Genomic DNA, 20,666 nt, shown 5'->3' with positions numbered 1-20,666 from the left:
GATAGTAACCATGTCCACTGAAACTATTGCCCTGGGCCTGCCGCCCGTACCCCGCGAGCGCCGCAGCCGCGCCGACGTTGAAGCCGCCGCACCCGTCACCGGTGAGAAGAAAGTCCTGCTCGCCACCCCGCGCGGTTACTGCGCGGGCGTTGACCGTGCCGTGATTGCTGTTGAGAAGGCGCTGGAGCACTACGGCGCGCCCGTCTACGTGCGCAAGCAGATTGTGCACAACCGCCACGTGGTGGAGACCCTGGAGAAGCAGGGCGCTATCTTCGTTGATGAAGTGGACGAAGTTCCCGAAGGTTCCGTGACCGTGTTCTCGGCGCACGGCGTGTCCCCGGCGGTGGTTTCCGCAGCCGGCGACCGCTCCCTGAACACCATTGACGCGACCTGCCCGCTGGTGAACAAGGTGCACCGCGAGGCTGTGCGCTTCGCCAAGCAGGACTACGACATCCTGCTCATCGGTCACACCGGCCACGAAGAGGTCGAAGGTACCGCCGGTGAGGCGCCCGAGCACATCCAGATCGTGAACTCGCCCGAGGAAGTGGATCAGGTAACGGTCCGCGACCCCGAGAAGGTTGTGTGGATTTCTCAGACCACCTTGTCCGTGGACGAGACCCTGGAAACCGTGGCGCGTCTGCGTGAGCGTTTCCCGTCCCTGCAGGATCCGCCCTCGGACGACATCTGCTACGCAACCTCCAACCGCCAGGGCGCTATCAAGGAAATCGCTCCGCGCGCAGACCTGGTCATCGTGGTGGGTTCGGCGAACTCCTCGAACTCCGTGCGCCTGAAGGAAGTAGCCCTCGAATACGGCGCTAAGCGTGCCGAGCGTGTGGACTTCGCACATCAGGTCGACGAATCCTGGTTCGAAGGTGTGGCAACCGTGGGCCTGACCTCCGGCGCGTCCGTACCCGAGGTTCTGGTTCAGGAGGTGCTGGCTCTGCTCGCCGAGTACGGCTACAGCACCATCGAAGAGGTCGAGACCGCGAAGGAAGATATTCTCTTCTCCCTGCCGAAGGAACTGCGTTCCGCTCTGAAGAACGACGAGAACGTAGGCCGCCAGCTCGGTGGCCGCGGCGCTAAGCCCACTCGCTAAGCCTTTTAGCTGATGACCCCGTGTCCTTTTCCCCGTGTGGGGAGAAGACGCGGGGTCTTTCGTGTCTGAGGATGCACAGGTAGGGGGAGAAGCGCAGCTCTGCGGTCACGCTACGCGGGGGGGTGCCCCCTCTGCGGCGCTGGGGCGCCTTGAGGACGGAGCCCCCGCTTCGCGTAACCGGTTGCCTCCGCAGCTTCGCGGTCTCGCTACGCGGGGTCTTTCGTGCCCGAGGATGCACGGGATGCATGGCTTGGGATAGCGGTACGCGCCGGGTTCCGCTCGCGGGGGGGTGCCCCCTCTGCGGCGCTGGGGCGCCTTGAGGACGGAGCCCCCGCTTCGCGTAACCGGCCGCAACGCTCGCATATCCTCAACTCATGACATTTGTCATGTGCAGGTCATGACACTCTGTACCGCAGCGGCGCGAAAACCGGCGGTGTAATAGAAACATGAACACCGCAGCACTTCAGAACAGCAAGAACAACACCGCAGAAACCGTTATTTCTGCCCGCTCCCTCCGCCAGGTTTTCTCCACCCGTGCGGCAGGCACCGTGGTCGCCGTCGACTCGATTGACCTGACCGTCAAGCGCGGCGAAATCATCGCCCTGCTCGGCCCCAACGGCGCAGGTAAGACCACCCTCATCGACATGATTCTTGGTCTGACCCAGCCCAGCGGCGGCGAGTTGAGCGTCTTTGGCCGTAACGCTTCCGAGGCGGCACGCGCCGGTCTGCTCGGTGCGGTTCAGCAGACCGGTGGCCTGCTCAAGGACCTGACGATTCGCGCCACGGTCGAGATGATTGCGGCGCTGTACCCCAAGCCCATTGACGTGGATGAGGTACTCGCCGGCGCCGACCTGACCGATATCGCTAAGCGTAAGGTCGGCAAGTGCTCGGGCGGTCAGCAGCAGCGTCTGCGTTACGCCCTGGCGACCATGCACTCGCCGGAACTGCTGATTCTGGACGAGCCGACCGCTGGCATGGACGTGAATGCACGCCGCACCTTCTGGGAGCGTATGGAAGCCATCGCAGAACGTGGAACGACCATTCTTTTTGCGACGCACTACCTGGAAGAAGCACAGAACTTCGCCCAGCGCATCGTGCTCATGGAATCCGGCTCCATCATCGCTGACGGCTCCGCCGACGAGATTCGCGCCCTGACCGGCCACCGCCACCTTTCCTTCCTCGCACCCGCACCCATCACCGACCTGGATGTGCCGGTCGAGGTGACCGAAGAGTCCGGCGGGTACCGCCACCGCATCTCCGTGCTGGAGATTGAGCAGGTACTGCGCACTCTGCTGAACAACTACAGCATCAGCGACCTGGAGGTCACCAAGCCCTCCCTGGACGAGTCCTTCACCCTGCTGACCGAGCAGGCCGCCGCCTCCAAGGCATCCGACGCCTAAACACTAGACCGCCTCAACACCACACGCCGCCGCTACACACCTCAAGGAAAACATCATGCTCCGCTACGCACTCTACGACATCCGCGCTTCTATCCTCTCGACCGACCGTTTCTTCTTCGGCGTGGCACTGCCCATCGTCTTCTTCCTGCTCTTTGGCGCGATGCAGGACTACTCCTCCCAGCCGATGGGTGACGGCAACGTAGCAGCGTACGTCATGATTGGCATGGCGCTGTACGGCGCCGTGCAGAACACCGTGGCGATTAGCGGTAGCACCGTCACCGAGCTCTCCAGCGGCTGGAACCGCCAGCTGGCGCTGACCCCGCTGACCACCGGCAAGTACCTGGGCGCGAAGGCTCTGACCGCCCTGGTGATTTCTGCGGTGCCGGTGATTGCGGTGAACATTGTGGGCATGTTCACCGGTGTTGAGATCCCTGTGAACCAGCAGCTTGCCGCCGGCGCGCTGACCGTGCTGTGCGGTCTGGTGTTCGCCTTCTACGGCATCATGATGGGTCTGCTGATTCGTAACGAGAACGCCGTGTCCATTGCGAACGGTCTGCTGGTGATTATGAGCTTCTTCGGTACCGTGTTCTCCCCGCTGAGCACCGACCTGCTGAAGTACGCCCGCTTCACCCCGCTGTACGGTGCCGCCGAGATTGCCCGCTACCCTTTCGCCGCAGGTCAGACCATTATTCTGGGTGGTGAGGACTGGTTCGTGACCGAGCCGCTCTGGTACGCAGTGGTGAGCCTGGTTGTGTGGGCGGCTATCTTCCTGGGTGTTTCTGCCCTGCTGATGCGCCGCGCAACCCGCCGCTAAATGCTTCTTCCCGCCGCAGTCTCAAGGGTTCCGAGTATCAGGGCTCCCGAGGCTGCGGCGGAAGCCGTATCCACTCACACTGCATCTACTAACACTGCCGCTACTGACACCGCCGCACCGGTGGTATCTGCACCCGCGGCACCCGCACGTTAGGCTAGAACCATGACCGAAACCCACACCCACACCCATTCCTACGAGAACGAACACCCCCACACGGAGAACGAGGCGGCACCCTCCGCCGCGAAGCGCACCCTGGGCAAGCACCGCTTCCGCTTCCTCTACCGTGAACGCCGCGGCAACGTGAACTGGCTGGCGCTGGGCTTTAGCGCCCCGTGGCTGGTGTTTCTGCTCATGCCGCTGGACAGCTTCCTCACCACCCCGGAGTTGGGGCCGGTGCGCTGGGCCGGTGTGGCACTGGTGGCACTGTTTGCGGTGGTGAACTGCTCGGCGTACGCGGTGCCGTGGCTAGTGCCGGTCGCCTCCACGGTGCGTCGAAGCGTCATCTGGACGCTACTGATGGCGCTGCCTGTGGCTGGCCTGACGGCGCTGCGGCTGGAATCGGCGTATATGGTGTTCTTGTCGTTCAGCATGTACTTTGTGGCGTTCTGGATTTTTGGCACAATCGCCCCGTACCGCCTGCGCTTGGGTGTAGCGGCGACGATTGCCCTGGCCTGCTGGCTAATTTTTATGGCGAGCATCGGCTTTGATGTCACCGCGCGCGGTGGTATGGCCCTCTTTATCGGTGCGCCGATGGTGGGCATGCTGGGCTTCTCCTACCTGATTGAGCTGGGCGAACGCGCGGACGTGGCGCGTGCCTCCCTGGCGCTCTCCGAGGAACGTGAAGAGATTGCCCGCGACGTGCACGACGTGCTCGGACACTCCCTGACCGTCATCACCCTCAAAGCGGAGCTGGCGCAGCGCCTGCTGGAGATTGACCCCGCCCGCGCCGGCGCCGAGATGGAGGCTATCGCGCAGCTGTCCCGCGCATCCCTGGCGGAGGTGCGTTCGACCGTAACGCGCCTGCGTGTGCCCGACTTCTCGGGTGAGATTGAGGGTGCGGGCCGTGCCCTGCAGACCGCCGGTATTCGCGCCGAACTGCCGGAGGCTCAGAACGCGCTCGCAGTGGCTGGCGTGAACGCGAAGCTGTTCTCCTGGGTTCTGCGTGAGGCGGTCACGAACATGGTGCGCCACTCGGGTGCGAACGCGGCGCGGGTGCGTCTGAGCGCAACCGGTCTGGACATCCTCGATAACGGCGTGGGCGTGGGCGATGCCCGCGGTAACGGCCTGACAGGTATGGCTCAGCGTGTGGCGGCGTCCGGCGGTAGCGTGGTGATTGAGGCGGCGCCCGCGCAGTGGCTGGCGGAGAACCCTGCCGGTGGGGTGGGCACGCGCATCCGTGTGAGCATGGACGGCGACACCTCACTGCTGTAGATAGAGCGCTGTAGATTGTGGAACTTGGCGCCGCGCCCTGGACGGGGGAGCTACCCGCCCCTGTATGGTGGTGGTAGACAACCTCACGCGGTTGTTCCGCCCGCCGTTATCACCCCGTCTTCGCCCCTTGGGAGGCTCCCATGATTCGTGTTCTGCTCGCTGACGATCAGCAGCTCATCCGTGAGGCTCTTGCCGCCCTGCTGGGTCTGGAGGTTGACCTGGAGATTGTGGGTCAGGTCGGTAGTGGTGATGAGGTGTTGGGTGCTGTCGCCCTGCTGAAGCCGGACGTGGTGCTGCTGGATGTGCAGATGCCCGGTACTTTGCTGGCTGATGGTATTGAGGCGGCTGCGGCGTTGCGTGATGCGGGTGCTTTGAGTGAGTCGGGTGAGCCGGTGCGTACGCTGATTGTGACGACGTTTGGCCGCCCGGGCTATGTGCGCCGCGCCCTGGAGGCTGGTGCGAGTGGTTTCGTGGTGAAGGATACGGGTGCTCGCCAGTTGGCGGAGGCGATTCGTCGTGTGCATGCGGGTTTGCGTGTGGTGGATCCGTCGTTGGCGGCGGATTCTTTGGTGACGGGTGCTTCTCCGTTGACGGAGCGTGAGGCGCAGGTGCTGCGTGAGGCGGCGTCGGGTGGTACGGCTCAGCAGATTGCGTCGGCGTTGTTTTTGTCGGCGGGTACGGTGCGTAATTATTTATCTGCGGCGATGGCGAAGACGGGTGCGTCGACGCGTCAGGACGCGGTGCGTATCGCCACGGAGAACGGCTGGCTCTAACTCGCTGCTTCTCAATAATTCGGGCGGGGGAGCGATGGTGCTTCCTCGCCTCAGTTTTTTCGCCTTCACTTTCTCCTAATCGGTGCCTATCCCTGCACTCGGGGCGGCTCCTGCGCGAACACGGTAGAATGGTAGTGTCTATGCCCGCAGGCGCCCCGCACCCGTTTCTTCCCGAGACTGGCGGTGTCGCGCCTGGAAGCGGGCACCATTTTCGCCCTGTGCCCGCCCGCACCCGCCGCATCACGTACGCGGCGCATCCTGAGTGTTTGGCGGGGTACATGATTCGAAGGAAAACTTGTGGCTCTAACTATCGGCATTGTTGGCCTGCCTAACGTGGGCAAGTCCACCCTGTTCAACGCTCTGACCGGCAACACTGTGCTGGCGGCTAACTACCCGTTCGCGACCATTGACCCGAACGTGGGCGTGGTGAACCTGCCGGATGCGCGTCTGAACCGTCTGGCTGAGATTTTTGGTTCGGAGCGTATTCTGCCTGCGACTGTTTCGTTCGTTGATATTGCGGGTATTGTGAAGGGCGCTTCTGAGGGTGAGGGCCTGGGTAACAAGTTCCTCGCGAACATTCGTGAGGCGCACGCTATCGCCCAGGTGGTGCGTGCGTTTGATGACCCGGACGTCATTCACGTGGACGGCAAGGTTGACCCCGCCTCCGATATGGAGACCATTAACACTGAGCTGATTCTGGCTGACCTGCAGACTCTAGAGAACGCTATTCCGCGTCTGGAGAAGGCTGTGAAGATTAAGAAGGGTGACGCCGCTCAGCTGGAGACCTACAAGGCTGCGCAGAAGATCCTGGAGGATGGTGACACCATCATTTCTCGTGCGAAGGATGCAAAGCTGGAGCTGGCTCACCTGAAGGAGCTGAACCTGCTGACTGCTAAGCCGTTCATTTACGTGTTCAACGCGGATGAGGGCATTCTGGCGTCTGAGGAGAAGCAGCAGGAGCTGCGTGACATGGTGGCGCCGGCTGAGGCTGTGTTCTTGGATGCGAAGCTGGAGGCTGATCTGGTGGAGCTGTCTGAGGAGGAGGCTCGCGAGATGCTGGAGATGAACGGTCAGGATGAGTCCGGCCTGGACCAGCTGGCTCGTGTGGGCTTCTCGACCCTGGGTCTGCAGACTTATCTGACTGCGGGCCCGAAGGAGGCTCGCGCCTGGACTATTTATAAGGGTGATACTGCGCCGCAGGCTGCTGGTGTGATTCACTCTGATTTTGAGCGTGGCTTCATTAAGGCTGAGGTTGTGTCTTTCAAGGATCTGGATGAGGCTGGCTCCATGGCGGAGGCGAAGGCTCGCGGTAAGGTCCGTATGGAGGGCAAGGACTACATCATGCAGGACGGCGACGTAGTCGAGTTCCGCTTCAACGTCTAAGTCTGACGGGTCGATAGGACGTTGAGAATCCGGTGACGGAGGGATGACGAAAATCATCTCACTGTCACCGGATTTTTTGTACCCTTAGGTTGTAATGTAAACCGTTAATTGAATTTTATGTAGGGAGTGCAAAAATATCACCTAGATGAAATTCTGTTTTAGCTTGATTCTTTTATTTGGAGGATAGAATGAACGAATCTCCATTTCCTTTTGCTGAAAAGGGCGAATGGGTTGGTCATTGGTGGCTTCCCGAAAATCCTGATAACAAGGTTGCAGGAACCCTTGTTTGCGATGGGAAAGGGGGCATGAATCTTAAATTGGATAATAATTTTGATGAATATAATCCTGCGGATGTCGGGGAGGTGCGTGAAGATGAATATGGGAATATAAGTCGAACCGTCAGGAGCAAAGATTTACTAATTTCATATGATGTGATTTATGGTGTCGCTGACGGAGTAGATATTACGATTATGGATGCAAGAGATATGAGTCCCATATGGTTTTGGAGGAGAGCTGGCGTAAGTTATGTGAGTGATTGCAAGATTAATGCGGAGAAGTTGGTTCTAGGGCGGCATGTAGAAAGTAAGGATAATAAAGTATTTGAAGGTCTTAGGATTTCTGTTGATAATTTAGGTTTTTGGCATTCGCTGGAGGAAGAGAAAAAGGAAATTGAATTTGGGGGCAGGCGTATTGAGTTCTGTAATGTGAATAAAGATGAAGTCCCTGATGGGGAAAACTTGTTTTGTCGAGTTCTTGTAGATGGTGGTATCTCGCTGGAAGAGGCACTTGAAGAATCTCGTGTTATCCAGAATTTTGTTTCCTTTGTTGCGAACCAAGATTCCGGTATTGTTTGGCTTCAGCTTGAGGCTACTGGGGATTTTTCAAATTCTGATAATAAATGTGTGAATGTTATTGACTCTGAGATGAATATTGGAGAAGGGTATGGAATGGGCGGTATCTTTAGTGATGCTCAACTTGTCTCCATGGCATTTCCTTTCGCAGAGTCTCTTGCGAAATGGTTTGAGCTAGTAGCTTGTGCCAGGGCTGCGGTGAATATGGTGATGGCTATACAGCTTGAAGATATGACTTTCATTGAGAATGATCTCTTGGCAGTGACTGGGGCGGCTGAAGTATTGCATCGTAACCTTAATATTAGATCTCATATGTATGATGCCGCAGAGTTTAAAAAGATGAAAAAAGAGATAATGAATGTAGTTCCTGATTGGTATAAAGAAACTGCAATGTCAAATCTGCGTAATGACCCGAGCCTTCGAGTTAGACTTATGGATCTTGCAGGATTAGTACATGAGGATAATATTTCATATCTTGTGCCTGATGTTGAATACTGGGCAAAAAAACGGTAAAAGCTCGGAATGATCTTACCCATAAAGGAGTTGCTCCTAAGCAAAGTGCTGAAGAGCTGCTTGCCATCGTTGATGTCACAAAAGCAATTATCAGGTTGGCTATTATGGAGCGCCTTGGTGTTTCGAAGGAGTATCAAAACGAGATTGTAAAAAATTATCGTCAATACATTAATGCAGCTCGTCGTGCAGGGGAATGGCTCACCCCTCCACCGGAAGAAATAACTGAGGAAAAGCAAAACAATACTGATGCATGATGACGAACTGATGGAGCTCCACTTCAATGTCTAGGAGGTAAAAATGATAATCGAATGGTGGCATTCCCTTTTAAGTAAGTGGTCGTGGGATGACCCGATGCTTCTTTTGGGCTTTGCATCCTTTGTGGCCACTGCAATCATCCCCATTGTGTTATGGAGGATGGGAGCTAAGCAGGCAAAACGTGATAGCGAACAAGCAAAACGTGATAGCGAATTGCAAGCCAAAATCCTCGCTAATCTAACGTCGGTTTCTCAGCTCCAGCGGCGCGATGCGCTACTGGGGATTGTTCCCCAAGCCTCAGACCCCACATATCTGGCGCTACTGTGGAAAGAGATTCGTGAGTATGAGGGGGCGGATTGGGATTTCCTCCTCAATCATCTCCGCGCCAATCCTGCCCTTGCGCTTCCGGGAACGTCCACCGGTGTGAAAGTGCAAGATAACCTGACTGATGCTGCTGTGAGTAATTATGTTGACGGGCTTGAACGTCGTTATGCAGAAAGTGATGGGTACCCGCCCTATCCCGGATTGCTCAAATTCATTGCGGAAGTAAAAAGACAGGAAGCAAAGATTGAAGTCTCACGTATCGTTGAACTTGTTACGGGACCGACTGCAGAAAAGCAACGTCCAGGTCACTCCTTCTACCGGGATCTGGTTAATGCTCTTCCCCAGGCGGCGAGTCCTCTTCTTGACGCGGTTGAGAGGATTGATTCTCGGGCTCCCGGTGGTCTTAAGCTGAATGTTCTGACAGGTGCCCTTCTCGCGGTCAAAGACTTGGAAATGGGGCGCGGAGGTCCGAGGCTGGAAGCGGATGAGATGGATGGGCTGAAAAGAGACATTGCGGATGCTCTCGCTTATCTGCTGCATCGAGATGTCCTGCGCTCGTTTGACCGGTGGGAAATTAAGGGCTCGACCGACAGCGTCACTGCTACAGCTGCCTGGCTCATCAGAGCGGTTGGATGGGTTGCCGATACTGATAGTCATCTAGCGATGCGGATGATTCAAAACCTAGCTCCCGCAATTGAATCAGTACCTGAATCGGAAGGAAACTGGGGAACTGACGATGTCGATGTCCGTCAGGGGTTTGAATGGATCAGTGAAAAGCGTCCTGATTTGTGGGAAATCTATGGGGAGAGGCTGGAAGCGGCTGTCGCGGAAGTCGGGCAGCGGAAGGGGTGGCTCTCCTCGTAGGGTACTGCTTACCCTGAAACATTGATATACGCCGTGACGTGGTGGAGTTCCGCTTCAACGTCTAAGCGATAAAAACATAAAAGCGGAGCCCCGCACTGTACACACAGTGCGGGGCTCCGCCCTATTAACCCTCGCGCGCCACAACAGGCAGCCGTAGGGTGTTAAGTCTTATCGACCGGGATTAGTGGTCAGCACCAACCATAACGTTGGAAGCCTTGATGACTGCGTAAGCGGTCTCGCCAACCTTCAGGCCCAGTTCCTTAATGGACTCGTTGGTGATGGACGCGGAGATAATAACCTCGGGAGCGATCTCAATCTTAACGATGCCGTTGGTTGCACCCTCGGTGATCTCAACAACCTTGCCAGCGAACTGGTTACGTGCAGAAAGCTTCATGAAGCCGTGCCTTTCACTCAATAAACGTACAAATGCTCTAGATACTTTACACGCCTTATCTTCTGCATAATGAGCAAAAACCCGAATTTTCGTAAATATTACGCACAAACCAGGCAAATTTTATTTTCGGTTTCACCCACGCCCCGCACCCACCCCAAAAGACCGGCAAAAACCAGCCCCGCACATGCGGTTCACACCCGCCAAATGGTATAGTCAGCACGAACGCGAGAACCCTCGCACCCTCCACCGTCGCACCCCTTGCCTGGCTGACGCGCGCCCACACGCCGCAGCACCACCGCAGTAACACCGCGGAAACAGGGGAGCGGCGCATCCGCACAGATCGAAGAAGGAACCATGAGCGAAAACCTCAACGACATCGAAGCACCCGCCTGCCCCGAATGCAGCGAAAACTACACCTACGAAATGGGCGAACTCTGGGCATGCCCCATGTGCGGCCACGAATGGGAACGCACCGCAGCAGGCGAAACCGAAGAAGCGGCAGGCTCCAAGGTTCTCGACTCCGTTGGTAACGAGCTCGTCGACGGCGACACCGTCACCATCGTCAAGGGCCTGAAGGTCAAGGGCGGCGCAGACATCAAGGCAGGCACCAAGGTGCGCGGCATCCGCCTGCTCGAATCCCCCGTCAACGGCCACGACATTGAGGCGAAGGTCCCCGGCGCAGGCCAGATGTACCTGAAGTCCTCCGTGGTGAAGAAGGCATAAGCCAAGGCGATATAAGCCAAGAATACACAAAACGCCTCCTGCGAGGCGCAGAAAAGGCGGCACCTCCCGCACTAGCTCACGCTAGGGGAGGTGCCGCCTTATGCTTTATAAAAATTGCTTAGGTTTTAAAAGAAATTAGCAAATATCTCTTTACTTTTTACCGGTCAAGCCCATGTACAGGGAAATGGTCAGCATTGCAGCAATAATTGAGATAATCCAGCGGATCCAGTCAATGCCGCTAGTGTCTGCAACACCCAGCTGGGTCGCTGCCCAGGTACCGATAGCTGCGCCGACAGCACCGCAGATAATGGTCCAAAGAATCGAAATGTTCTGGCGGCCTCGCATAAAGAAGCGTGCAAGTGCACCAATAATTGCGCCGGTAATAATGGTGCCAATAAAAGTACCCATTGTAATCTCCTTGGGTTTATATATCTGCCACTGTGGCAGATAGTATGTTGTTTTCAATTATACGTAAATATGATATAAGAAGAGCTTATATGAGCTTTTATTAAGCTAAAAGCACCTTAGTGTTTTATCTCTAAAACGCTAAGGTGCTTTTCTCGTCAATGAGATGAGTGTCGAATGTATCGAATGGTGAATGTATTGACTACTTCGACTTACGCCAAATCTTCAGAGCGCTACAAATCAGCGGCAGCTGCAGGGGCAGGCGACCATACGCAATAGCCTTACGCTGAGTGGACTGGTTACGCGCATCCAGAGCCATCTGAATGTTCGCGGGGAACACCGCAACAAACAGCAGAGCCGCAAGCAGACCACCGGCGCGGCGGGTCTTATCATTAGCCAGCAGGGCAGCGGTGCCCAGCTCAGCTACACCCGAACCGTGAGTGTACGCGTGGGCAGGACCCGGCAGGTACTTCGGCACAATCGAGTCGAAGGGATCCGGGATGATGAAGTGCAGCGCACCCATCACAGCGAGGGCGCGAGCCATACGAGTAGCCGAGCGCTCAGCGCTGTACTCTTTCTTCTTAAAAATACTCATGCTCCCATTATGCGCCCGTCAGAGGCTTATTCTCTGCCTCAACGATGCGCTGAACCGCTGCGTGTTTGACTGTCTAAAATGCGGACTAGGCACGTCAAACAGAAAACATTGTTCAAAAGCAGGTAAGATAGGGAGCAACGGCACCACGTGCGGATGACGCCCCGCCTGCCCTCACCTTTAGGTGAGTCGCCAGACGGAGCAAAACACCGGGTGCCTACCGGAACAATCAAAGGAGTTATACCGTGAAGAAGATTCTGTGCATCGCTATCCTGGCAGGCGCCGCATACTTCGGTTACAAGAAGTTCGTTGCCTAAATAGCTAGCCCTCGGGCACTCTACATATCCTTAAGCAACGAAAACCCGCCGTCTCACATATGCACCATATGCGAGACGGCGGGTTTCTCGTATGCCCAACCTCCTGGGCATCAAACACGTAGCCTATAAGGTGAACCGGCTATTCGCTCGGCGGAACCTCACCGGTCATCACAACCTTGTTCTGTGAAGAGCTCCAGCTGAATTCAGCAGTCGTGCGACCGCTCGCGCTGGCGGAGCTCTCATCGCCCTTCACGTAGCGGTAGGTCACGCTAATCGAGCTGTCCGAGGTACGGGTAATCATCGGAGAGAACGAGTACGGCTCATAGGTTGCGGTACCAATGAACTTGCCGCGGTGGAACAGCAGAATGTGGTGCGCCATCGAGGAGATGCAGCAATCAGACGGGGAAGAACCCGGAATCGCGTCAATCCACGACAGCTCAGCACAGGGGTCGTAACCCTCGTAGCTTGCCGAAACGTTCGTCCACTGATCCCACTTGCTCTTATTCTTCAACTCGCGCAGAGCCTTAGACACCACGGTCGATGCAGAATCAGACGCGCAGGTGGAATCCTTCTTCGACTCAGACTTGGAACCCGACTTTGACTCAGGCTCAGAGGTCTTCGACTCGGATGCGGTCGGCTCAGCATGAACCGTAATCGTCACCACCGACGGCACCGGAGCAGGCGACGAAGCACTCGGGGTAGCGCTCGCGGATGCGCTCGGGCTCGCCGACGGGGTCGGGAACAGTGCCTGAGTGGAGGTCGCGCTCGCGGAGGCAGAAGCGCTGCCAGAAGAAGACACCACGGTACCCGAAACGGCAGAATCAGTGCTTGCCGAGCAGGAAGTGACAACGAGAGCTAGAGCGGCGCCCAATGCAGGTAGAGCCAAAGCGGTACGGCCGGTGAAACGGCGGCGATTAGAAGACATGGATACTCCTGAAGATGCGCGGCAGCGCGCATCGGTGCTGGTCAAGAAGTGAATAGTGAACTCGTCCAGTATAGGGAAAAAGAGGCGGGCACGTGGTGCGCGCGGTCAGTGCCGTTTGTTACCAGCGTCGTTCGTTACCGTGACATGGGCGAGCAGCTGCCCGGCGGCAAACCCCCGGCCCAAACACCCAGCACCAAAAACCGGCTAGCAGACCTTATCGTCCGTCAGATAGTGCACCAGCCAGGCGCGCCTCGCGGTCGCAATACGCGCCGTAATCCGTGGAAAAACCCACAGACTAATCGCGCCCTGGACCCACAAAATCAGCGAAAACAGTAGCGGCCGGAACGCAACATCGCGCGGATCCACTCCGGGGTTGAGAAGGTGCGCGAGCGCATCCGATAGGAAAATCGACGGGAACATCAGCGACATCAGCACCGTACCCAGCACCCAGCCCGGCCCGAAACAGAGCAGAACCCAGCGGGCACTCATCCGCAGGTTCTTGCGGTGCGCCCAGCGGAACTGCCAGCCGCGCAGACGGTACGGATACATCACGCCCAGAATCGAGCCCAGGGACACCACAATAGCCGGCACCACAAAGAACGATAGGGACATCATGAGGGTGGGGGTCAGGTGCTTGTCCTGACTGTGCAGAATCAGCGCCAGCAGGGTACCGGAAATACCCGTGATTAGACCGATCGCAATAGCCTTCGTGCGCACGAACAGGTGCAGGGCATGCGGGTCGCTACTGCGCAACGCACGCAGCGCATGCTCCTCATCGTGGCCCATCAGGTTCGTTGAGGTGACGTCCGCAACCATCCAGCCGACCATCACCAGCGCAAAACCAGCCGGGCCCTTAAACTCGCTAAACAGCCACGAACGCCAGGCTTCCGGGAGCAGGTACCACCAGATTGCCGCCAGCAGGGCGTTACACATGAGCGTCTGCGTTTCCACCGGGAGGGGACGCGTGAACATGCGGCGCAGCTCAGCGCGCACACTCGGACGGTACGTATTCTGCGGATCAACGAGGGCGTGACCCTCCACCCGCTGACGGCGCAGGTCCTGACGGAGTGCCCTGAAATTCGTCACGGGATGCGCCAGCGGCGCAAGGCGGGAAGATACGTGCCTCAAAATGCTCACCTGCCCATTGTAGAGGTGCCGCTGAGGCGAAGCGGCACCGCAGAAAATCAGCTATGCGGAAACTCTGCCCGCTAGTGCCTGTGTCCCCTTGCACACCCGCCGCATCCAAGGGACAATGAAGGCATGGCTGAAGTAACTCTACAGAACGAACTCGTAATCCACACCAACGGCGACCTGCCCGCAGTCGGCGCAAAGCTGCCCGAATTCTCGGTTCTCGCGGCTGATCTCTCCGAGATTTCCTCCGCAGACTTCGCAGGTAAGAACCTGGTGCTGAACATCTTCCCCTCCGTCGACACCAGTGTTTGCGCAACCAGCGTCCGCACTTTCAACAAGCAGGCTGCAGGCCTGGAGAACACCGTCGTGCTGTGCGTCTCCAACGACCTGCCCTTCGCAATCGGCCGCTTCTGCGCAGCCGAGGGCATTGAAAACGTCGTCACCTCCTCCGCTTTCCGCTCCTCCTTCGGTGAGGACTTCGGCGTGAAGCTCGTGGACGGCCCCCTGGCTGGTCTGCTGGCACGCTCCGTGGTCGTCGTGAACCCCGCCGGTGAGGTTGTCTACACCGAGCTGGTTCCCGAAACCACCAACGAGCCCAACTACGAAGCAGCCCTGGCAGCTATCAAGTAAGCTAAGCTTGGTACGGGAGCTGGATACAATCCCGGCACCCGCACATACTTCCGTCAGGGTTACCTGGCGGTACACAGCACAGCAGATACTGAACGTCTACAGCGCATGGGTTCACCCACACATGCGGCTGGCGACAGCATAACGCCCCGCCCACCCGGTATTTCGGGTGGGCGGGGCGCTTTACTATATCCAGACTTAGTGTTCGGAGGCGCCGGGATGACCGGGAGCGTCGGCTTCGACAGGCTCCTCATCGGCGACCAGCATATGCTCCGGCAGGGTGCCGCGGCGCTTAGCCACCACAAAACGAGAGATAAGTAGCAGCATATACACCACCATCGAAATCAGTAGCATCGACTGCGGCGCCAACACCAAACCAACCACTGCAGATACACCTGCAATAGCTGCGGTGGTACGGTCCTTTGAGCTCTGATAAGCATCGATGGCGAGCACCGCAAAGAGTGCCGTCATCACAAAATCCACGCCCTTGAGCTCACTCAAGAAACTTGCACCCAGCACGTAGCCGAGCGTAGCGCTCGCTAGGACGCTCAGGTGCAGACCCGCATGAATCCACAGGATGCGGGAACCACGCAGCTTATGGCGGTCCGGGCCCGTATTCAGTGCATACGCCTCATCGATGAGGGTGTACACGGTGTAGAACTTCGCCAAACCACCACGCACACGCTCAATCGGGTACGACAGACCGTACATGAGGTGGCGGGAATTAATGAGCAGAGTCATCACGGCGATAGAGAACAGTGACGCATGATTCGACATCATGTCAATCAGCACGAACTCTACCGAACCGGCAAACACCAGTACCGGCAGCAGGGGAGCCACCCAGAACGGCAGATGGTAGCTGTGGACAAGCACACCCAAACCAATACCGACAAAGAACAAACCCAGCATAATCACACCGGCAACGCGCATCGCCTCTGCGAAGCCGCTCTCTCGCGGTTGCTGAGAGCCTTGTGCATCGGGGGAGGTAGGCGCCTCCACCACGGGAATCATGCCGGTTAGCGGAAGGGCAGAAGCAATGACCTGTTCCACCTGCTCGGGAGAAGCCTGATGGGGCGCGGGTTGGCTCGCCTGCTGAGGTGCGGGCTGAGAAGAAGCAGCGGAGGAAACAGCAGTGGAAGAAACAGAGTTCTTAGAGATGCTCATCATGACCCCTAGAAAACCCAGTTAGCCAGAACAACACAGGTGACGGTACCCGCAACCATGCTCAGCACCATATTCTTACGCCACAGGTGCGCACCCACGGTCACCACCAGGCCCGCCAGGTACGGTGCCGCTGTTTCAACGGAAGCATAATCAATCTTTGCCACCGCATAGATGGCAAGCAGCGCAACCGCGCCGAGCGGAATCCAGTGGCTGAGCGCATCCAAAAGTTCGGAGCCAGCCAGAGCCTTCTTCAGGCCGAAGGGAAGCAAACGAAGCAGGAACGTAATACCTGCAGCCACAAGAATTGCGGCAAGAATATAGCCGGTGGTCACTTCACTGTTCATGAAGATTTTCTCTTTCTGCACATACTCAGCGAAAGACCCCGAAAGAGTGCCCCGAAAAGAGCGGAAGAGCCCTGAAAGAGGCGCGCGGGTGAAGCTACGAAAGCATCCGCGAAAAAGGGTAGGGAGAGCCCAACCGAAGAAGGGGCTGGGGGGCTAAGTAGTGCGGTAGGTACGTGAGTTGATGAAAGCCGCGAAACATGGAGGCGGAGGGTCGTTCCTCCTGCACGAGTTTTCTGCGTGGATAGTTCTGTGCAGATAGTTCTGGGCGGGTAGTTGCGCGCGTCAGTAGTTCTCGTGTGTGACCTCGGGTGATGCCGCTCCCGGTGCGGTGTTACTCCGGGGCGGCACAGCGTTCTGCGTCGCTAGTTTCCTTAGCGGTGTCTTTCATCTGAGTCATGGGGTACCTTCACCTCTGGGAGCCTCCGCGCAGGTTCGCGCGGGAGGCATCTTAGTAATCCTAGAAATAGAAAGAGGGGAGAGCGGTGCTCTTCATCTATCCTAGCGGGTTTTGAGCACATATGTAACGTTCTTACCGTTGTGTGGAAGCGGGAGCATCAGCGGCAGCGGCGGTTTCAGCCTCAGCCGCTACCTCATGCACAGCACGATGCGGCAGGGTGCCGCGGCGCTTCGCTACCGGGAAGCGCACCAACAGTAGCACCACATACGAACCCAACGCCATCACCAGGAAAGAGGACGGCGCAAAAATTAGGGCTACCGCGGCAGAAATTGCCACAAATAATGCTGCCACACGATCCGGGTTAGCGCGGTAACCGTCCATGGCAAGCACCGTGAAGAGTGCCGTCATCACAAAATCCACGCCCTTTAAATCGCTCAAGAAGCTTGCACCGAGCACATACCCGAGGATTACGCTTAGAATCCATGAGACGTAAATCAGCGCGTTTACCCACAGGATGCGTGCACCGGAACGGTTATCGCGGTCAGGGCCGGAGTTGAGAGCAAACGCCTCATCGCAAAGAGTGTGAATCGTCAGAGCCTTAGCCCAGAAACCCTTCACATTGTGCAACGGGTATGAAAGACCGTACACCAGATGGCGCGCATTCACCAGGAACACCGTCAACGCAATCGACGCTAGGGGCGCGCCACCGCTGACCATACCCACCATCAAAAACTCCACCGAACCGGCAAAAACTAGGGCAGATAGCAGCGGCGCAGTCCAGATCGGCAGGCCGTGCGCGTTGAGGATAATACCCAAACCCAAACCCAGCACCGCGATACCGAGCATCACCACGGAAGAATCCGCCATAGCCAGACGGATATCATTCTGCGTACTCGTACGCTCAGTGCCGGGGGTCTGTGCCATCAAAGAGTTCCTTGTATGCGTTGTGCTTTTCAAAAAATTTGCTGTGTGCGCGAGCGGCTTCGAAGCTCCACCGCGGTTTTCCAGTGTATAGGAGCGCTTAGAAGGCCGTCGAGAAAAAGAGTCCGGGAATAAAATATGAGAAACACGCTTATAGTGAATGACACTATACAACGCGGCGCTGAATAACCTAGCGACCGTACAGGCAACCCGAAAGGAACCTCAATGGCTGAGCAGAACAACATCGCGCAGAACAACACCTCGCAGACCGCAGAAGAGCAGAAGAAGGTGTACTCGCGCCAGCAGGAACGCCGCGAACTCGAAAACTACCGCCAGACCAAGATCGAGCGCATCGACCGTCTGCGCTACCGTGCCTACGGTGCCAACGGCGCAACCCTCGACTTCGGTGTGGGCGAGGGCCTGCTGACCCCCGTCGAGCTGCTGCTCGCCGCGATTGCCGGCTGCTCCTCCGTGGACGTGGACGCGGGCACCTCCCGCCGCTCCACCCCCGAGGTGTTCGAGGTGCTCGCCTCGGCGCTGAAGCAGACCGAAGACGGCGCGGTGCGCCTCGACGACGTTGAGGTGGACTTTGATGTGCGATTCCCCGAGGACGAGCAGGGCGCCACTGCGCAGAAGATGGTGGACCGCCTGATTCAGCTCAGCGAGCAGAAGGACTGCACCGTCTCCCGCACCGTGGAGCACCCCACGAAGGTTTCGTTCCACAACCTGGCGAACTAGAAAGGCTAGACGGACTAAACGCCCGGAGAGATAGCCTGACTTGAGGCCCTCCCGTGCCGCTCGTGATGGAGCGGCTCGGGAGGGTTTTTCTGTGTTTTTGTGGGTTTGGGGTGGAAAAGAGCCCGGAAAGCGGGTAGGATTGACCCTCAGATTAGAAAAACTTACGGTACGTAAGAATTCCTTATGATTGAAGAATTTCTTGACCGCAGGCCAAACCTTCGGCGGCACCACCCGCAGCAGGACTAGACTGGACACCAGACTAGACCGCTAGCAAACGCACGAAGCAATAGCCTCAGAAAGAAGACCTGACATGGCACAGCCTACAGAGACTTCCGGCGCTGCATCGGAAGCCACCCCCGCAGAGGGTGAACTGAAGCGAGGCCTCTCCGCCCGCCACATGCAGATGATTGCAATCGGCGGCGCAATCGGCACCGGCCTCTTCGTCGCCTCCGGTAAGACCATCTCCACCGCAGGCCCCGGCGGCGCAATCCTCGCCTACGCCCTCATCGGCATCATGGTGCTCTTCCTCATGCAGTCCCTCGGCGAGATGGCTGCGCATCTGCCCGTCCCCGGCGCATTCCAGACCTACGCGGCACGCTACGTGTCCCCGTCCTTCGGCTTCGCCATGGGTTGGAACTACTGGTTCAACTGGGCGATTACCGTTGCCGCCGAACTCGTCGCTGTCGGCGAGGTGATGAGGTACTGGTTCCCGGACATCCCATCCTGGGTGTGGGCGGCAGGATTCCTCGTGCTGCTGACCGGCATCAACGCCCTCTCGGCACGCTCCTACGGTGAGAGTGAGTTCTGGCTCGCCACCATCAAGGTCGTCACCGTGGTCGTCTTCCTCATTGCAGGTATCGCTATGATCTTCGGCATCCTGGGCGGTAGCTCCCCTGGCTTCTCTAACTGGACCGTCGGTGAGGCACCCTTCGTCGGCGGCGCACCCGCCGTACTCGCTATCTTCATGGTGGCAGGCTTCTCCTTCCAGGGCACCGAAATGATCGGTGTGGCAGCTGGCGAATCTGAGAATCCCCGCCGCGACGTGCCCCGCGCGCTGACCAGCGTGTTCTGGCGCATCATGCTCTTCTATATTGGTGCGATGGTCGTCATCGGCTTCCTGATTCCTTACTCCGACCCGAACCTGCTCACCGCAGCGGACGGCAACATCAACATCTCCCCGTTCACCCTCATCTTCGAGCGTGCAGGCATCGCCTTCGCGGCAGCCATCATGAACGCCGTGATCCTCTCCGCAGTGCTCTCTGCAGGTAACTCGGGCCTGTACGTTTCGGCTCGTATGCTCTTCGCGCTCGCCCAGGAGGGTAAGGCACCGAAGATGTTCACCCGCATCAACTCCGGCGGCGTGCCTATGAACGCGCTGCTGGCAACCGCAGCTATCGGCGCGGTCGGCTTCATCGCTGCACTGCTCTCGCCGGATGGGGCGTACCTGTGGCTGGTGAATGTGTCCGGTCTGGCTGGCTTCATCACCTGGGTGGGTATCGCCGTAGCTCACTACCGTTTCCGCCGCGCGTACCTGAAGCAGGGCAACAGCCTGAAGGACCTGCCCTACGTGGCGCCGTTCTTCCCCGTGGGCCCGATTATCGCCTTCCTCATGTGCCTGGTCGTCATTGGCGGCCAGAACTACGAGGCGTTCCTGAGCGGTGACTGGGCTGGCGTGCTCAGCTCCTACATTGGTCTGCCCGTGATTATCGCGGTCTGGCTGGTGCACCGCGTGGTCACTCGTGACCGCCTGATTCCGCTGGAGCAGATTGACGTGAGCGGTATCGAGGTTAAGGCTTCGAAGTAACGCGAACGATTGCGCCAGCTGGCTGAATTAGCTGATACATGAAGAGCCGCCGGTTCCCCTGACTGAGGGGAGCCGGCGGCTCTTTGCTATGCGCGGTTTACACCGGGCGGGTGGGCTAGACTGTGCGCCCTGCAGCTCTTAGGAGTGGCGGCGCGAGCGCAGAACGCTCAACCCCAGACCCGCGCAGATAGCAGCAACGCCAATGCCAACAATCACTCCAACGCTGGATGCGCCGGTGTTCGCCAGGGTAGCCTTCTTGGGGCTGCTCTCCTTAGCGAGGCTGTCCTGTGCCAGGGAATCCTTTGCCGAGCGGGTGGCGGTCACCGGAGCCTCCTGAGAGGGCTTGCTCTGAGCAGGCTTATTCTTGGGATGCGCCACGGTTGCGTCCTCCAGCTTGTCAGCGTTGGGGGTCTTATCGGCAACCGGTGCCTCCGGAGCGACCGTTGCCTCCGGCAGCGCAGGAACCGTCGGCGCGTCGGT

Annotated in this window: 20 protein-coding genes and 1 pseudogene; 12 read left to right on the top strand and 9 right to left on the bottom strand. The window is 58.0% G+C overall.

The features are described 5' to 3' along the window. Positions 1 to 10: 10 nt before the first annotated feature. From HMPREF2836_RS06440 to HMPREF2836_RS06405, 8 genes and pseudogenes are all read left to right on the top strand, one after another. Positions 11 to 1,096 carry a 4-hydroxy-3-methylbut-2-enyl diphosphate reductase gene (locus HMPREF2836_RS06440; RefSeq protein ID WP_049349333.1) on the top strand — a complete coding sequence of 362 codons (1,086 nt, stop codon included), beginning with the start codon at positions 11 to 13 and terminating at the stop codon, positions 1,094 to 1,096. Between the two features lie 446 nt (positions 1,097 to 1,542). Further along, positions 1,543 to 2,496: an ABC transporter ATP-binding protein gene (locus tag HMPREF2836_RS06435; RefSeq protein WP_070629902.1), complete on the top strand. Its 954-nt coding sequence runs from the start codon at positions 1,543 to 1,545 to the stop codon at positions 2,494 to 2,496. 55 nt (positions 2,497 to 2,551) lie between these two features. After that, entirely contained in the window at positions 2,552 to 3,310 is a 759-nt protein-coding gene (locus tag HMPREF2836_RS06430; protein ID WP_070604098.1) for an ABC transporter permease, read from the top strand. A gap of 162 nt (positions 3,311 to 3,472) precedes the next feature. After that, positions 3,473 to 4,741 (top strand): sensor histidine kinase, encoded by a 1,269-nt coding sequence (locus HMPREF2836_RS06425; protein WP_070629901.1) that lies wholly within the window; start codon positions 3,473 to 3,475, stop codon positions 4,739 to 4,741. A 140-nt stretch (positions 4,742 to 4,881) separates the two neighbouring features. Then, positions 4,882 to 5,514, top strand: coding sequence for a response regulator transcription factor (locus HMPREF2836_RS06420; protein WP_049346956.1), 633 nt, complete (start codon positions 4,882 to 4,884; stop codon positions 5,512 to 5,514). 297 nt (positions 5,515 to 5,811) lie between these two features. Next, positions 5,812 to 6,897, top strand: a complete 1,086-nt coding sequence (gene ychF, locus HMPREF2836_RS06415) for a redox-regulated ATPase YchF (protein WP_005505132.1) — start codon at positions 5,812 to 5,814, stop codon at positions 6,895 to 6,897. Between the two features lie 188 nt (positions 6,898 to 7,085). Beyond that, positions 7,086 to 8,515 (top strand): annotated as a pseudogene (locus HMPREF2836_RS06410) (HEPN domain-containing protein). Between the two features lie 43 nt (positions 8,516 to 8,558). Then, entirely contained in the window at positions 8,559 to 9,704 is a 1,146-nt protein-coding gene (locus HMPREF2836_RS06405) for a hypothetical protein (protein WP_246822837.1), read from the top strand. 181 nt (positions 9,705 to 9,885) lie between these two features. Here the strand turns inward: HMPREF2836_RS06405 and HMPREF2836_RS06400 are convergent, their stop codons facing one another. Continuing rightward, entirely contained in the window at positions 9,886 to 10,098 is a 213-nt protein-coding gene (locus HMPREF2836_RS06400; protein WP_044150246.1) for a TOBE domain-containing protein, read from the bottom strand. A 354-nt stretch (positions 10,099 to 10,452) separates the two neighbouring features. Between HMPREF2836_RS06400 and HMPREF2836_RS06395 the strand changes: the two genes are divergently transcribed. Further along, positions 10,453 to 10,821, top strand: a complete 369-nt coding sequence (locus HMPREF2836_RS06395; RefSeq protein WP_070629899.1) for a zinc ribbon domain-containing protein YjdM — start codon at positions 10,453 to 10,455, stop codon at positions 10,819 to 10,821. A 150-nt stretch (positions 10,822 to 10,971) separates the two neighbouring features. On the opposite strand, the gene HMPREF2836_RS06390 is transcribed toward HMPREF2836_RS06395, so the two are convergent. The 4 genes from HMPREF2836_RS06390 to HMPREF2836_RS06375 all read right to left on the bottom strand — a co-directional run bounded on the left by HMPREF2836_RS06390 (position 10,972) and on the right by HMPREF2836_RS06375 (position 14,188). Continuing rightward, positions 10,972 to 11,229 carry a GlsB/YeaQ/YmgE family stress response membrane protein gene (locus tag HMPREF2836_RS06390; protein WP_044150247.1) on the bottom strand — a complete coding sequence of 86 codons (258 nt, stop codon included), beginning with the start codon at positions 11,227 to 11,229 and terminating at the stop codon, positions 10,972 to 10,974. A gap of 199 nt (positions 11,230 to 11,428) precedes the next feature. Beyond that, complete coding sequence (locus tag HMPREF2836_RS06385; protein WP_005508469.1) at positions 11,429 to 11,821, bottom strand: DoxX family protein; 393 nt, start codon at positions 11,819 to 11,821, stop codon at positions 11,429 to 11,431. 453 nt (positions 11,822 to 12,274) lie between these two features. Then, positions 12,275 to 13,060, bottom strand: a complete 786-nt coding sequence (locus HMPREF2836_RS06380) for an LppP/LprE family lipoprotein (RefSeq protein ID WP_049354195.1) — start codon at positions 13,058 to 13,060, stop codon at positions 12,275 to 12,277. A gap of 204 nt (positions 13,061 to 13,264) precedes the next feature. Further along, positions 13,265 to 14,188 carry a hypothetical protein gene (locus tag HMPREF2836_RS06375; RefSeq protein WP_168163659.1) on the bottom strand — a complete coding sequence of 308 codons (924 nt, stop codon included), beginning with the start codon at positions 14,186 to 14,188 and terminating at the stop codon, positions 13,265 to 13,267. Between the two features lie 132 nt (positions 14,189 to 14,320). Here HMPREF2836_RS06375 and tpx point away from each other — a divergent pair, with 132 nt between their 5' ends. Beyond that, the gene (tpx, locus tag HMPREF2836_RS06370; protein WP_049346965.1) at positions 14,321 to 14,821 is read left to right on the top strand and encodes a thiol peroxidase; all 501 of its coding nucleotides are present in this window, start codon (positions 14,321 to 14,323) and stop codon (positions 14,819 to 14,821) included. A gap of 195 nt (positions 14,822 to 15,016) precedes the next feature. Here tpx and HMPREF2836_RS06365 read toward each other — a convergent pair whose 3' ends face one another. The 3 genes from HMPREF2836_RS06365 to HMPREF2836_RS06355 form a co-directional block, all read right to left on the bottom strand. After that, positions 15,017 to 15,982 (bottom strand): AzlC family ABC transporter permease, encoded by a 966-nt coding sequence (locus HMPREF2836_RS06365; RefSeq protein WP_070629897.1) that lies wholly within the window; start codon positions 15,980 to 15,982, stop codon positions 15,017 to 15,019. Between the two features lie 8 nt (positions 15,983 to 15,990). Further along, a complete protein-coding gene (locus HMPREF2836_RS06360) occupies positions 15,991 to 16,326 on the bottom strand; it encodes a branched-chain amino acid transporter permease (RefSeq protein ID WP_049346968.1) in 336 nt (111 codons plus the stop codon). Positions 16,327 to 16,855: 529 nt separating this feature from the next. Beyond that, positions 16,856 to 17,647: an AzlC family ABC transporter permease gene (locus HMPREF2836_RS06355; protein ID WP_070629896.1), complete on the bottom strand. Its 792-nt coding sequence runs from the start codon at positions 17,645 to 17,647 to the stop codon at positions 16,856 to 16,858. 222 nt (positions 17,648 to 17,869) lie between these two features. Here HMPREF2836_RS06355 and HMPREF2836_RS06350 point away from each other — a divergent pair, with 222 nt between their 5' ends. Beyond that, a complete protein-coding gene (locus tag HMPREF2836_RS06350) occupies positions 17,870 to 18,382 on the top strand; it encodes an OsmC family protein (RefSeq protein ID WP_210394340.1) in 513 nt (170 codons plus the stop codon). 310 nt (positions 18,383 to 18,692) lie between these two features. Then, the gene (locus HMPREF2836_RS06345) at positions 18,693 to 20,186 is read left to right on the top strand and encodes an amino acid permease (protein ID WP_070629895.1); all 1,494 of its coding nucleotides are present in this window, start codon (positions 18,693 to 18,695) and stop codon (positions 20,184 to 20,186) included. A gap of 138 nt (positions 20,187 to 20,324) precedes the next feature. On the opposite strand, the gene HMPREF2836_RS09320 is transcribed toward HMPREF2836_RS06345, so the two are convergent. Next, the coding region (locus HMPREF2836_RS09320) for an LPXTG cell wall anchor domain-containing protein (protein ID WP_168163658.1) at positions 20,325 to 20,666 on the bottom strand (342 nt) is incomplete at its 5' end.

This window comes from Rothia sp. HMSC065C12 (assembly GCF_001812085.1).
GTDB classification, from domain to species: Bacteria; Actinomycetota; Actinomycetes; order Actinomycetales; family Micrococcaceae; genus Rothia; species Rothia mucilaginosa.
Note: the sequence above shows the minus strand (reverse complement) of the source record. Positions and strands in the feature narration are given on the sequence as shown.